General features: G+C 66.1%; 14 protein-coding genes. All 14 read right to left on the bottom strand.

The genetic code is table 11. The annotated features are described in order from the left end of the window. Window position 1: 1 nt before the first annotated feature. Window positions 2-808, bottom strand: a complete 807-nt coding sequence (locus tag FGS76_RS02405) for an ABC transporter ATP-binding protein (RefSeq protein WP_138771024.1) — start codon at window positions 806-808, stop codon at window positions 2-4. Continuing rightward, window positions 805-1,548 (bottom strand): ABC transporter permease, encoded by a 744-nt coding sequence (locus FGS76_RS02400; RefSeq protein WP_138771023.1) that lies wholly within the window; start codon window positions 1,546-1,548, stop codon window positions 805-807. Before FGS76_RS02400 ends, FGS76_RS02405 begins: the two co-directional genes overlap by 4 nt. Before the next feature lie 14 nt (window positions 1,549-1,562). Then, a complete protein-coding gene (locus FGS76_RS02395; RefSeq protein WP_170214383.1) occupies window positions 1,563-2,951 on the bottom strand; it encodes an amidohydrolase family protein in 1,389 nt (462 codons plus the stop codon). Window positions 2,952-2,971: 20 nt separating this feature from the next. Further along, entirely contained in the window at window positions 2,972-3,751 is a 780-nt protein-coding gene (locus FGS76_RS02390) for an IclR family transcriptional regulator (protein ID WP_138771021.1), read from the bottom strand. A gap of 223 nt (window positions 3,752-3,974) precedes the next feature. Further along, on the bottom strand, window positions 3,975-4,421 hold the full coding sequence (locus FGS76_RS02385) for a RidA family protein (protein ID WP_138771020.1): 447 nt from the start codon (window positions 4,419-4,421) through the stop codon (window positions 3,975-3,977). Window positions 4,422-4,431: 10 nt separating this feature from the next. Next, window positions 4,432-5,250 carry a 2-keto-4-pentenoate hydratase gene (locus FGS76_RS02380; RefSeq protein ID WP_240692375.1) on the bottom strand — a complete coding sequence of 273 codons (819 nt, stop codon included), beginning with the start codon at window positions 5,248-5,250 and terminating at the stop codon, window positions 4,432-4,434. Next, window positions 5,243-6,274 (bottom strand): 4-hydroxy-2-oxovalerate aldolase, encoded by a 1,032-nt coding sequence (gene dmpG / locus FGS76_RS02375; RefSeq protein WP_138771019.1) that lies wholly within the window; start codon window positions 6,272-6,274, stop codon window positions 5,243-5,245. Before dmpG ends, FGS76_RS02380 begins: the two co-directional genes overlap by 8 nt. Window positions 6,275-6,294: 20 nt before the next feature. Next, window positions 6,295-7,239 carry an acetaldehyde dehydrogenase (acetylating) gene (locus FGS76_RS02370; RefSeq protein WP_205717156.1) on the bottom strand — a complete coding sequence of 315 codons (945 nt, stop codon included), beginning with the start codon at window positions 7,237-7,239 and terminating at the stop codon, window positions 6,295-6,297. Then, on the bottom strand, window positions 7,232-8,041 hold the full coding sequence (gene mhpD, locus FGS76_RS02365) for a 2-keto-4-pentenoate hydratase (RefSeq protein ID WP_138771017.1): 810 nt from the start codon (window positions 8,039-8,041) through the stop codon (window positions 7,232-7,234). The genes FGS76_RS02370 and mhpD overlap by 8 nt, the downstream gene beginning before the upstream one ends. Window positions 8,042-8,058: 17 nt before the next feature. Continuing rightward, the gene (locus FGS76_RS02360) at window positions 8,059-9,516 is read right to left on the bottom strand and encodes a 2-hydroxymuconic semialdehyde dehydrogenase (protein WP_240692374.1); all 1,458 of its coding nucleotides are present in this window, start codon (window positions 9,514-9,516) and stop codon (window positions 8,059-8,061) included. A gap of 84 nt (window positions 9,517-9,600) precedes the next feature. Further along, window positions 9,601-10,410 carry a DODA-type extradiol aromatic ring-opening family dioxygenase gene (locus FGS76_RS02355; RefSeq protein WP_138771015.1) on the bottom strand — a complete coding sequence of 270 codons (810 nt, stop codon included), beginning with the start codon at window positions 10,408-10,410 and terminating at the stop codon, window positions 9,601-9,603. A 30-nt stretch (window positions 10,411-10,440) separates the two neighbouring features. Next, window positions 10,441-11,352: a DODA-type extradiol aromatic ring-opening family dioxygenase gene (locus FGS76_RS02350; protein WP_138771014.1), complete on the bottom strand. Its 912-nt coding sequence runs from the start codon at window positions 11,350-11,352 to the stop codon at window positions 10,441-10,443. Window positions 11,353-11,440: 88 nt separating this feature from the next. Beyond that, on the bottom strand, window positions 11,441-11,788 hold the full coding sequence (locus tag FGS76_RS02345) for a nuclear transport factor 2 family protein (protein WP_138771013.1): 348 nt from the start codon (window positions 11,786-11,788) through the stop codon (window positions 11,441-11,443). Window positions 11,789-11,810: 22 nt separating this feature from the next. Continuing rightward, on the bottom strand, window positions 11,811-12,704 hold the full coding sequence (locus tag FGS76_RS02340) for an alpha/beta hydrolase (RefSeq protein WP_138771012.1): 894 nt from the start codon (window positions 12,702-12,704) through the stop codon (window positions 11,811-11,813). Between the last annotated feature and the right edge of the window lie 44 nt (window positions 12,705-12,748).

Here is a 12,748-nt window from a genome sequence, read left to right as displayed (position 1 = left end):
GTTAGTGGGAGGAACGGGTCCCCCGCGCGCGTGCCCGCTCCGCCGCCTCGGCGGCCTCGATAAAGGTGGCCGAAACGGTTTTGCCGACCTGGAACAGGGCGGCATCGTCGTAGTCCCGGGGGCGCGGCACGTCCACGCTGATCTGGTTATGGATGCCCCCCTGGGACAGTACCACCACCCGGTCGCCCAGAAAGGTGGCCTCGTAGCTGTTGTGGGTGATGAACAGAATGGTCTTGCCGGTTTCCCGCCAGATGTCGAGCAGGTCCACCCGCAGCCGCCGGGCGGTGAGTTCGTCCAGGCCGCTGAACGGCTCGTCCATGAACAGCACGTCCGGCTCGATAGCCAGGGCCCGCACCAGCGACAGCCGCTGGGCCATGCCGCCGGACAGTTCATGGGGGTAGTAATCGCGGAACGGCTGCAGCCCGGTGAGGGCGAAATAGCGGTCCTTGATGTCGCCCCAGCGGGACCGGGGCACCCGGGAATTTTCCAGGGCGAAGTCCACGTTGCGCTCGGCGCTGAGCCAGGGCAGCAGACGGGGCTCCTGGAACAGATAGCCGATGGTGGCCGGCGGCTTGCCCCCGGGCACCATGGGCCGGCCGCCGAAATGCACGCTGCCACGGTAGTCGCTGTCCAGACCGGAAAGGATGTTCAGCAAGGTGGACTTGCCGCAGCCGGACGGCCCCAGCAGACAAACGAACTCGCCGTTGCCCACGGTCAGATTAAGCCCGTCGAGGACCCGCTGGCCGGGAAACTCCTTGATCAACCCTTCAACCCGGATACCGTTGTCGGCTTCCATCTCTTGGCTCACAGTCTCACCTCCGGGCGCCAGGCGAACAGCCGGCGTTCCAGCCGTTGCAGAATCACCAGTTCGATAAACAGCATCACCAGCGTGAACAGCAGGGTCCAGGCCAACACCTGGGCCATGTCCGCCAGCTGATACCAGTAAAACAATTGGAAGCCGACCCCATCGGGGCGGCCCAGCAGTTCCACCAGCACCGTGATCTTCCAGACGATCCCCAGGCCGAAGCGCAGCGACGCCATGATGTAGGGCAGCACCTGAGGAAACAGCACCCGGCGCACGATCACCCAGCGCGAGGCATTGAACACCCGGGCCATCTTGAACAGACGGGTGTCGATGTTCTTGACGCCTTCCCACAGATTGATGGTGATGGAGGGGGCCGAGGTCAGGCCGATGGCGACGATGGCGGCGGTCTCGTTAAGGCCGATCCAGATAAAGGCGAGGATCGCGTAGCACAGGCTCGGCACGGTGAGCGCCACCATCACCCACACGTCCAGGGTTTTTTCGGCGAACCGGTTGAGCCCCATGATGATGCCCACCGGCACCCCCACCGCCATGGCCAGGGCCAGGCCGCCCAGCACCCGGCCCAGGGTGGCCAGCAGATGCTGATGCACCTGACCGTCGGCGATGTTTTCCAGCAGCACATTGAGGGTTTGCCAGGGACCCGGCAGTACCGTTGCCGGCAGCAGCAATGACAACCCGAACCAGGCCGCCACCACGGCCAGCATCGATCCCAGTTTTAACAGCACAGGCTTTTTCCTTGTTATTGTTCCGCCATCCGCCGGCCCTCATCGGGCAGCTTGATGCCGGCCGCCTCGGCGCAACGCCGGGCCAGTTGTTCGGCCTGCCCGAGCAGCGCCGCCTCGTCGATCAACAGGGCGCGGCGATTTTCAATCAATAAGCGACCATCCACCATCACGTCACGGACGTCGGTGCCCCGGGCGCTGTACACCAGCGCCGCGCTCACATCCAGGGTCGGCGCCAGGTGCGGTTGTTGCAGGTCGAGCGTGATCACATCGGCCTTCATGCCCGGCGCCAGGCAGCCCACCTGCCCGTCGCGGCCGATGGCCTTGGCGCCTTCCGAGGTGGCCATGCGCAACGCCCGGGTCGCATCCAGAGCATCCGGATCGCCCTTGGCTGTCTTGGCCGTGGCGCAGGCGTATTTCATGCTTTCAAACAGGTCCTGGCCGCAGTTGGCGGCTGGCCCGTTAGTGGCCAGACCACAGGTGATGCCGGCCTCCAGGAACGGGTGAATGGCCGGGAAACCGGTGCCCCAGAACAGCCGGGTGGGCGGGTCCAGCAACACGCGGGTGTCGCTCTCGGCGAGCAGCGCCACCTCGCCGGCCGAGATGTCGTACACCGCCGCCAGTTGCACGTCCGGACCCAGGCAGCCGGTTTCGGCCAGCAGTTCCACCTGGCGGATGTCGCGGCCAAAGTGTTTGGCGATCAGGTTGTTGAATTCGGTGGTTTCGGCACCGTGCATGTGCAGGCAGATGCCCAGATCGTCGGCCAGCGCGCGGGTCTGGCGGAACATGGCCTCGGTCATGCACCAGGGCAGCAGCGGGCCGGTGGCCAGGCGCAGGCGATCGTTGTCGGCGCCGTGCCATTCGTGGGTCAGGTCGGTGATCCGCCGCGCCTGCAGGTCCAGGCTTTCCATATAGCTGGGGCGGAAGTTGCGGCCGAGAAACCCCGGCGCCAGGGTGGCGCGCACGCCGGCGTCGCGCATCGCCTGGAGCACCGCGTTTTCCGGCGTGTAGGCCGGCGGGTGCGGCGCCACCAGGTTCTCCACCAGGGTGGTGTTGCCGTTCTTGAGATTTTCCAGGCAACCGAGCAGCTGCGCCACGTACATGGCTTCTTCGTCGAACGCTTCAATGATCGGCAGTTGCTGGTCGAGCCACTGCATCAGCCGCTTTTCCGGGCCCAGGGTACGGCCGAACACCATGCTCAGATGGGTATGGCCATTGACCAGGCCGGGCATCACCAGTTTGCCGCTCATATCGAGGGTCTGATCCACCGGCGTGTCCGGTAGCTGGTGGCGGGGGCCCACGTATTCGATGCGGTCATCGCGGACCAGCACGCAGCCGTCCGGGTAATCGTTTCCGTCCGCGTCCAGCGTCAGGACCCGGCCCCCTTGAAACAATGTGGTTGTCATCCGTCCCCCCTGAGGTTGGGTTAAAACAGTTCCAGGGGCTTGGCCCGGTCCCATTCCCGGTTGATGCGGGCGGCGGCGATGCGCAGGTGATCGAGCAGTCCGTCTTCCGGGGATTGCGCGCGCTCGCCCACCGACGCCACCGCCACCACGCCGAGTATGTTGTTGTCGGAGCCGATGATCGGCACCGCCACGCTGACCACGCTGGCTTCCAGCTCACCGGCACTGGTGGCGTAGCCCCGTTCACGGATCTCCAGCAACTCACTCTCCAGGTCGTCCACCTGCCGAGGAAACTCCTCCGCCGACAGGGTGCGGCAATGGTCCAGCACGTCACGAATATCCGCCTTCGTCATATAGGCCAGGTGCACCTTGGCGGAGGCGCCTTTGTACAAAGGCGTGTTGGCGGCGGGGCCCAGCCCCACCCGGACCGCCCGGGGCCCGTCCTGAAAGCGCACGCACAAAACCCGGTCACCGGCTCGATGGGTGACCATGGCGCTCTCGCCGGTGATGCCGGCCAGCTCGCGCAGGATCGGCGCGGCGATTTCCGACATGTCGCGGCCGTATTCCTCGGTGAGCGCTGCCAGCCGCACGAAGCCGGGGCTGAGCACGAACTCGCCACTGCGCGCCATGGCGGTGATCAGGCCGCGCCGGCGCAGGCTGTGCAGGTAGCGGTAGGCGGAACTGCGCGACAAACCGAAGCGTCGCTCGATTTCCCTGCGGGTCACCACCCGGCCATGACCGGCGAACATCAGCATGATGTCCAGGATCCGGTCCAGCGATGAGACGTTGTCGTTGTTGTTCATAGTTGTGTTCCGGAAAGTGGGTCGGGCTGAAAATCCAAGCCGTCGGGACCGGCCGGACCGTCAGGACGCAGACGCCGGCACACCGACCGTCCCACCATTTAAAACTCCCTGGGCCCTGGTTTCCATACCCGAGAGCGGCAAATTGTGTGATCGCCGGGAACAAAGGGGGGCTGAGACGGGGCGCTGGAGCGCCCCGCCGGGGAGGGGTAAAAAAGCGGGGATGTCAGCGGGGCAGCGGCTTGTAGGCCAGCGCCTTCATTTCCACCAGCAGCAGGGGATGGGGCAATTGGTGCACGGCCACGGTGGTCCGGGTGGGGCCGCCGCCGTGGAAATACTCGCCCCAGACCCGGTTGAAGCCGCCGAAGTCATTCATGTTGACCAGGAAGCAGCTCATTTCCACCAGGTCTTCCAGGCCGGCGCCCTCGCTGGCCAGGATATCGGCGATATTGTCGATCACCGCCCGGGTCTGGGCCTCGATATCCAGCCGGGTGACGCCCATTTCATCCACCTCGGCGCCGACAAAGCTGTTGTCCGGGCGGCGCGAGCTGGTGCCGGAGACGAACAGGAAGTCGCCGGCCCGCTTCACATGGGGAAAACGGCCCCGGGGTTTGGCCTTGTGGGCCAGGGTTTTGCCGTGGGACGCGGTGGCGTCCCGGGATTGCTCGCTCATGGCACGCTCCTTATCCGGCCACCTGGAATTCGGCACCGCCCAGGTGCTGCACCCGCAGTTCCACATGCTGGCCGCGCCGCAGCGGTTCGGCGGCGGTGGCGGCGCCGGCCAGCACCACGTCGCCGGGCCGCAGGCTCAGCCCGGCCTCCCCCACCAGCCGGGCGGCGGCCACCAGGGCGCGCAGGGGGTGGCCGAGGATGGCGGCGGAGGAGCCCACCTGGCGCACCTCGCCATCCAGGCTCATGACCATGCCCAGGTTGGCGATATCCAGGTCGGCGCGGCGCCAGGCGCCGAGCACCAGGCCGGACGACGAGGCGTTGTCGGCGACCACGCTGGGCAGGTCGAATTTGAAGTCCCGGTAGCGGGAATCGATGATTTCCATGGCCGGCGCCACCGCGCCGATGGCGGCCTGCACCTGGGGCAGGGTGACCAGTCCGGTCAGCGGCTTTTCGATCAGAAACGCCAGTTCCGGTTCCACCCGGGGGTGAACATAGGCGTCCAGGTCGATCTGGCCGCCCTCCTCCACCAGCATGGCGTCGGTGAGCCGGCCCCAGATCAGATCCTCCACGCCCATCTGTACCATCTTGGCGCGGCTGGTAAAGCCGAGCTTGATGCCGATGGGCGCTTCGCCGCGCCGCAGCCGGCGCTCCACCGAGGCGGCCTGCACCGCGTAGGCGTCGCTGACGTTCAGGGTGCCGGCGGCGAACTGGTCGATGGCCTGGCCCTGGCGGGCGGCCTCATCCACCCGTTCCGCCATGGCCTGGATATCCTTCGGGTCCGTGCCTTTGCGGCGCGCCTTATTTCGCTCGGGCGTTTTCTTGTCAGGCATGGTCGGTCTCCGGTTGGCGATTCTTGAGCATGTCCAAAGCAACATCCACGATCATGTCTTCCTGGCCCCCCACCATGCGGCGTCGGCCCAGCTCCACCAGGATGTCCACGGTTTTCAGCCCGTAGCGGGCGGCGGCGTTCTCGGCGTGGCGCAGAAAGCTGGAGTACACACCGGCATAGCCCAGGGCCAGGGTTTCCCGGTCCACCCGCACCGGCCGGTCCTGCAGCGGCCGCACGATGTCGTCGGCGGCGTCCATCAGGGTGTACAGGTCGCAGCCGTGGTCCCAGCCAAGCCGGTCGGCGGCGGCGATAAACACTTCCAGGGGCGCGTTGCCGGCGCCGGCGCCCATGCCCGCCAGGCTGGCGTCAATGCGGTCGCAGCCCTCTTCCACCGCGACGATGGAGTTGGCCACCCCGAGGCTCAGGTTGTGGTGGGCGTGCATGCCGGTGCCGGTTTCCGGCTTGAGCACGTCCTTGAAGGCGCGGAAGCGGTCACGCACATCATCCATGGACAGGGCGCCGCCGGAGTCCACCACGTAGACGGTGGTGGCGCCGTAGTCCTCCATCAATTTGGCCTGGCGGGCCAGTTCCGCGGGTGTGGTCATATGGCTCATCATCAGAAAGCCCACGGTATCCATGCCCAGTTGTCGGGCCAGTTCGATGTGCTGTCTGGAAACGTCGGCTTCGGTGCAGTGGGTGGCCACCCGCACCACCGAGGCGCCGGCGGCGTGGGCGTCGCGCAGATCCTTCACCGTGCCGATACCGGGCAACAACAGGGTCGCCACCTTGGCGTGGGAAACCGTGTCCGCCACCGCCTCGATCCATTCCAGATCGGTATGGGCGCCGAAGCCATAGTTGAACGAGGAGCCGCGCAGGCCATCGCCGTGGGCCACCTCGATGGAATCCACCCGGGCTTGATCCAGAGCGGCGGCGATGCGGCGCACGTCCGCCACGCTGTATTGATGGCGGATGGCATGGGAACCGTCACGGAGGGTGACGTCGGAGATGTAGAGTTTTTTAGTCATGCTTATTTCTCCCTTGCGACCTAGGCGGCCGCGCCGGCCAGCCGGGACGCCATCCGTTCACCGGTGGCCAGCGCCGCCGAGGTCATGATGTCCAGGTTGCCGGCGTAGGCCGGCAGATAGTGGGCAGCCCCTTCCACTTCCAGGAACACTGTGATCTTCAGCCCCACCCGGTCGCCTTCACCGGGCATGTACAGGGGGCCGTCCTCGCCGTACTGCTCGAACTGCACCTCCTGCTTGAGCCGGTAGCCGGGCACGTAGGCGTTGACCCTGGCCACGGTTTCCGCGATGGCGTCGGCGATGGCCTGCTGGTCGGCCGGTTCGCAGAACACATAGACGGTGTCGCGCATCAGCAGCGGCGGCTCCGCCGGGTTAAGCACGATGATCGCCTTGCCATGCTCGGCGCCGCCCACTTTTTCCAGCGCCAGGGAGGTGGTTTCGGTGAATTCGTCGATATTGGCGCGGGTGCCCGGGCCGGCGGATTTGCTGGCGATGGAAGCCACGATCTCGGCGTAGTGCACCCGTGCCAGGCGCGATACCGCGTGGACAATGGGAATGGTGGCCTGGCCACCGCAGGTGACCATGTTGACGTTGAGTGCGTCCAGGTGTTCGTCCAGGTTGGCCACCGGCACGCAATAGGGCCCGATGGCCGCCGGGGTCATATCAATCACGCGGATGTCCGGCCGGGCGGCGCGCAGCACCCGCTCGTTGTGGCGGTGGGCGCCGGCGGAGGTGGCGTCGAACACCAGGGCGATATGTTCAAAGACGGGCAGCGCCACCAACCCTTCCACGCCGGTGTCGCAGGTGGCCACGCCCAGGCGCCGGGCACGGGCCAGACCGTCGGATTCCGCATCGATGCCCACCAGGGCGGCCATCTCCAACCGTTCGCCGGTGCGCAGAATCTTGATCATCAGGTCGGTACCGATATTGCCGGAGCCGAGGATCGCCACTTTGATTTTGTCAGTCATGGTCATTCTCCTTTCCGAAGCCCACCGATACCGAACCGAGGCCTTCGATATGGGCGCGGAAGCGATCACCGGGGGCCGCCGCCACCATCGGGCCGAGCGCGCCGGTGAGAATCAGGTCACCGGCGCGCAGCGGCCGGCGGGCCCGCGCCAGGGTGTTGGCCAGCCACAGGGCGGCGTTGAGCGGATTGCCCAGGCAGGCGGCGCCGGCGCCCACCGACACCGGCTCGCCCCGGCGGGTCAGCTTCATGCCGCACAGGGTCAGGTCCACCTCGCGCAACGAGCGCGGCGTGGTGCCCAGCACCCAGGCGCCGCAGGAGGCGTTGTCCGCCACCGTATCGGCGATGGTGATGTCCCAGTTGGCGATGCGGCTGCCCACCACTTCCAGCGCCGGCAGCACATAGTCGGTGGCGGCGATCAGCTCCGGCAGGGTGATCTGGTCGTGGCTCAGGTCACGGCTCAGCACCAGGGCCACTTCCGCTTCCACCTTGGGCTGCGAAACCTGATGCCAGGGAATCAGACCGCCGTCGGCCACCCCCATATCGGCGAACAGCAGGCCGTAGTCCGGTTGATCCACGCCCAGTTGCTCCTGCACCACCCGGGCGGTGAGGCCGATCTTGCCGCCCACCACCCGGCGGCCACGGCTTTCCCAGTAACGGCTGTTGATCTCCTGGACCTGATAGGCGCTGTCCAGATCGTCGGCGCCGATCAGGTCCCGGACCGGCTCACAGGGCTGGCCGGTTTCGTGGGCGGCGCGCAACCGCTGAGCGGCGCGGGCCAGGGTTTCGGTAATTGTCGTTTGCATGGCAACGCCTCCCGGCTTTATTGCGACATCTGCACGCAGACGTTTTTCAGTTCGGAATAGAAATCCAGAGAATGGCGCCCGCCCTCGCGGCCCAGGCCGGACAGCTTCATGCCGCCGAACGGGGTGCGCAGGTCGCGCAGGAACCAGGTGTTCAGCCACACCAGCCCGGCATCGATGCGCGCCGCCAGGCGGTGGCCGCGATCCAGGTGGGTGGTCCAGATGGCGCTGGCCAACCCGTAGCGGCTGTCATTGGCCAGCGCGATCGCCTGCTCCTCGGTGTCGAACGGCATCACGTGGCAGACCGGGCCGAACACCTCCTCCTGCAGGCAGCGGGCGGACTGGTCCAGGCCGGTCCAGATGGTCGGCTCCACATAGCAGCCCTGGTCGAGTTTGCCGCCCAGGGCCGGCACGCCGCCGCCGGTGACCACGGTGGCGCCCTCCTCCCGGGCCAGGGCGTAGTAGGACAGCACCTTGTCGCGGTGCTGGCGGGAAATCAGCGGCCCCAGGGTGGTCTCCGGGTCCAGCGGATCACCGGGGCGCAGCGCGCGGGCCTGTTCCGCAAGCGCCGCCACGAAGCGGTCGAAGATCGGCCGCTCCACATAGACCCGCTCGGTACACAGGCACACCTGGCCAGTATTGAGAAAGCTGGAGCGGGCCACGCCGGCCACCGCCTTGTCGAAGTCCGCGTCGGCGAACACCAGGGCGGCGTTCTTGCCACCCAGTTCGAAGGACACCGGCCGCACCTTGTCGGCCACGTTGCGCATGATGGTGGCGCCGGTTTTCGATTCGCCGGTGAAGGTGATGCCGTCCACGTCCGGGTGATCGACGATGGCGGCACCGGCGGAACCGGGCCCGAAGCCGTGCACCAGATTGAAGACCCCTTCGGGCAGGCCCACCTCGTCCATCACCTCCGCCAGCAGGGTGGCGGTGCCCGGTGTTTCCTCGGAGGGTTTGGCCACGATCACGTTGCCGCAGGCCAGGGCCGGCGCCACCTTCCAGGTGAACAGCAGCAGCGGCAGGTTCCAGGGCGAGATGATGCCCACCACGCCGAGGGGCTGACGCAGGGAATAGTTGAGCGCCCGGCCCTCCGGGGTGGGTGTTTCATACACCTCACCGCCGCTCATGCGGATCATGGCGGCGAAGGCGCGGAAGTTGGCGGCGCCCCGGGGGATGTCCACCCGCGATGCCACGGACACCGGTTTGCCGGTGTCGGCCACTTCGGCGGCCAGGAAATCGTCGGCGCGCCGTTCGATCACGGCGGCGATGCGCTCCAGATACTGGGCACGCTGTTCGGCGCTGGTGTTGCGCCAGGCCGGCAACGCGGCACGGCCGGCGCGCACCGCCTGGTCCACCAGCGCGGCGTCGGCCTCGTGGACCCGGGCCACCAGTTCGCCATTGGCCGGGTTCAGATCCTCGAAGGTGTTCGGGGATTCCACGAACCGGCCATTGATGTAGTTACGGTATTCGGAAATCAATTGCGCACTCCTGAAGACAGCGAGGATCGCGGTAAAAAAAAGCGCGGCCCGCGGGCCGCGCGGATCGTGAGCGCGATCGAAAGGTTACAAATTGAATTCCACCACCGCGGCGCCGGCGCCATAGGTGGGGCCGTAGGCGTGCAACCGGGCGCCTTTGAAGTCGCCGGTGGCGCCCAACAGCCAGGACAGATGTTTCATGCCCATGTCCGCCTTGGTGGTCTCATTGAAGCGACCCAGGGCCTCACTGGCGGAACGTCGGTCGCCGTTGGCCAGCGCATCGAGCAGCTGGCGGTTGGCGGCGTCGTCCGCGTCGTGACGAATGCGGTCCTCGGCGATATCGATCTCTTCATCGAAATAGGCCGCCGACAGACCACCGATGGCCAGCACCGCCAGGCGCTTACCCTGCTTGTCGGCCTGCTCCACCGCCATGGCCGCCAGCTTCTCGGTCTCGCCGGGGCCGTGGTAAAGGTTGTTGGCGGCGATCACCAGCGGGATTTTTCCGCCGGGATTGACGAAGTTGTTGGCGACGATGGTGCCGGTGTCCACCGGGAAGTGGTCATAGTTGACGCCCTTGGCGCGGATGCCGATATCGGCGCAGCCGCCGATGCAGGCGTCCACCAGGTCGGTGTCGGAACGCAGGTCGATGGTCAGGTCACCGTACTCGTACCAGTTCTCGTCCACGTGCTCGCCGGTGAGGTGCGGGCGCGCCTGCCACAGCTGGTCGAGCACCGCGAACCATTGGGTGGAGTAGATCAGCAGCGCGTCCGGCCGGGAGGCCTGCAGCGCTTCACGGACTTTTTCATAACCGGCGGCCAGCGGCTGCCAGGGCGCGTTGTCCTGACGCAGGTAGGGCAGCGGGCTGCCGGGCACCAGAAAAGCGGATACAACGGTCATCTTTGTTCTCCTCGTCTGTGGGCGGCCGCTTCAGGCCACCGCCGCGTCGCGGGCTGCCGCTTTTTCCAGGTTCCACTCCATCACCGCGTTACCGGTACCGATGACGGTGCCGTAGCCGTGCAGTTCGGCGGGAATCTCCGGGTAACCCATGGCCGACAACATCCAGGGGAAGGCGCCGGATTTCACTTCGGCGAACGCTTCCTCCACCCATTGCGGGAACAGGCGCATGACTTCCTTGAGGTTGCCCTGGCGCATCAGCTCGATCATTTTCATGTCCCACTTGTAGCCTTCGTAGCTTTGCGGGTGCTCCCGGGACATGTCCTCGGGGACATCGGGCTCTTCATGGAAATGCCAGTGGGAGAAGGTGTTGGAGGCCAGCAGCACGGCGCGCTTGCCGCTTTTCTCGATGGCCTTGCGGGTGGCCACGCCCAGGGTGTCCATCTGCTCAACGCCCTCGTCCACGCTCAGGTAGTAGGGGGAGTTGTTGGCGGAGATGCCGACGATGGGAATGTCCCACTGCGGGCGGATCATGTGCAGGGTGGTGATGGTGCCGTAGTCCACCCGGAATTTGGGGTTACGCATCATCTTGGTGGTCAGCCCCATGGCCGCCGCTTCCTGGCAACAGGCTTCCGCCAGTTCCACGTCCACATCCAGGGAAAACTTGTAGCGGAACAGGTTGGAAAAGATCGGGTCCACGGATTTGCCTTCCAGATGCGGCACGCCGAGAAAATGGTGACCGACCAGGGTTTGCCAGTGCGGCGAATGCACCAGCAGCACATCGGGCTTCATCTCTTCCAGGCTCTTGCGGGCCCGTTCATAGGCCCAGCGCAGCGGTTCCCAGCCACCTTCGGAGCGTGCTTCGTTCTGCGGCGGGTTCTCGCCATACACCAGGTGGGGCGGATGCGGGGCGACGAAGCCGCCTACGATCTTGCCTTGACTCATGACAGTTTCTCCAGGTTATTGGCCCCGGCTTTCTGTTGGCACGGGGTCGTCGGTAGCGACAGATACAGACGCTTCCTGCGAGCCGTCCTCAGGACGGTTTGAACACAATCGACAGGTGGCCGATGCGTTCCGAGTCCGGGCGGAATCGGAACAGATCCACCATGTCCACGTGCATTCGGGACCCGTCCTGGCGTTCCCAGATGTAATCGATGTGCGCGGCGATGCCGTCGCCGTCTTCACTGAAATACAGTTCCCGCAGCCCTACCCTGGCTTCCACCGTGTCGGCGAACAGGGTTTCGTAGAACGGCCCCACCGGTACCTCGCCGTACACCGGCGACATCACGGTGCCGTCTTGCTCGAAGCAGCCCATCACCGTGGCCAGGTCGCCGGCCTCCATGGCCCGCAAATAGCGCTTTACCGTGTCCGAACGTGCCATGGTCTCTCTCCTGTCATGGGGCTCAGTGCAGCGGGCCGTCGAAGCCGCAGGGTCCGTGCCGCAGCCAATCGCGCAGCGTCCGCATCACCGGCGAGCCCGGGTCTTCCATCTGCAGGGCCAGCCCGAAGTGGGTGGCGCCGGGTTCCACATGGGAGCGCACCGCCGCGCCGGCCCGGGCCAGGGCGGCGATCATCTTCTTGTTGCTTTCGATGATGCGCGGGAAATCGTCGCCGCCGTGGGCAATGAAAAACGGCGGCGGGTTGGCGCCAATGCTGTGCAACGGGCTGGCCGCCCGGTCGTCGGCCCGGTCCGCCAGGAACATCTCGTAGATGCGCGCCTCGCCGCTGTCCGGGGCCGGGTCGTCGAACACCAGGTTCAGTTGCGAACAGATCGGCATGCAGCCTTTGATCAGGTTGGCGGGCAGACCGGCGCGGGTCAGCATTTCCGGCTTCAGCGCCGCCAGCGCGAACAGGTGGCCGCCGGCGGAATGCCCGCCCACGTAGAGGCGGTCCACATCGCCGCCGTATTCACCGATGTGGTCGTACACCCAGGCCAGTGCCTCTATGCAATCTTCCAGCGGTCCCGGGAAGCGGCACTCCGGCGCCAGCCGGTAGGACACCGACACGAAGATCGCCGGGGTATCGACGATGGCCGGCGCCATCAGCGCCAACCATTCCTTATAGCCGTGGGTCCAGGCACCGCCATGGGCGAACAGCAGCACCGGCAGATCGGTGGCCTCGGTGTCATCCGGCAGATAGATATCGATCTTCTGCCAGTAGTCATCCCCGTAGCGGATGTCCATATGATTCCTGACCCGTGCCGAGGCGCGGCGGGACCTGTCCAGGGCCTGCCGCGCGTAGTCCTCCGCTTCACGCGGATAGATCGGCGGCTGGTCGGGAAGATCATCGAAAGACATTTCAGCTGGTTCCTTATTTGATTCAATGGAGGGTCGGCGGGGCT

Source organism: Alloalcanivorax gelatiniphagus, assembly GCF_005938655.1.
Lineage (GTDB): Bacteria > Pseudomonadota > Gammaproteobacteria > Pseudomonadales > Alcanivoracaceae > Alloalcanivorax > Alloalcanivorax gelatiniphagus.
The sequence above is the reverse complement of the archived record's forward strand: the minus strand, read 5'-3'. Positions and strand labels throughout refer to the sequence as shown.

Coding starts and splice junctions, on each gene's coding strand:
- FGS76_RS02395 (WP_170214383.1), bottom strand. CDS start 2,951: ATGACAACCACATTGTTTCAAGGGGGCCGGGTCCTGACGCTGGACGCG.
- FGS76_RS02390 (WP_138771021.1), bottom strand. CDS start 3,751: ATGAACAACAACGACAACGTCTCATCGCTGGACCGGATCCTGGACATC.
- FGS76_RS02385 (WP_138771020.1), bottom strand. CDS start 4,421: ATGAGCGAGCAATCCCGGGACGCCACCGCGTCCCACGGCAAAACCCTG.
- FGS76_RS02380 (WP_240692375.1), bottom strand. CDS start 5,250: ATGCCTGACAAGAAAACGCCCGAGCGAAATAAGGCGCGCCGCAAAGGC.
- dmpG (WP_138771019.1), bottom strand. CDS start 6,274: ATGACTAAAAAACTCTACATCTCCGACGTCACCCTCCGTGACGGTTCC.
- FGS76_RS02370 (WP_205717156.1), bottom strand. CDS start 7,239: ATGACTGACAAAATCAAAGTGGCGATCCTCGGCTCCGGCAATATCGGT.
- mhpD (WP_138771017.1), bottom strand. CDS start 8,041: ATGCAAACGACAATTACCGAAACCCTGGCCCGCGCCGCTCAGCGGTTG.
- FGS76_RS02355 (WP_138771015.1), bottom strand. CDS start 10,410: ATGACCGTTGTATCCGCTTTTCTGGTGCCCGGCAGCCCGCTGCCCTAC.
- FGS76_RS02350 (WP_138771014.1), bottom strand. CDS start 11,352: ATGAGTCAAGGCAAGATCGTAGGCGGCTTCGTCGCCCCGCATCCGCCC.
- FGS76_RS02345 (WP_138771013.1), bottom strand. CDS start 11,788: ATGGCACGTTCGGACACGGTAAAGCGCTATTTGCGGGCCATGGAGGCC.
- FGS76_RS02340 (WP_138771012.1), bottom strand. CDS start 12,704: ATGTCTTTCGATGATCTTCCCGACCAGCCGCCGATCTATCCGCGTGAA.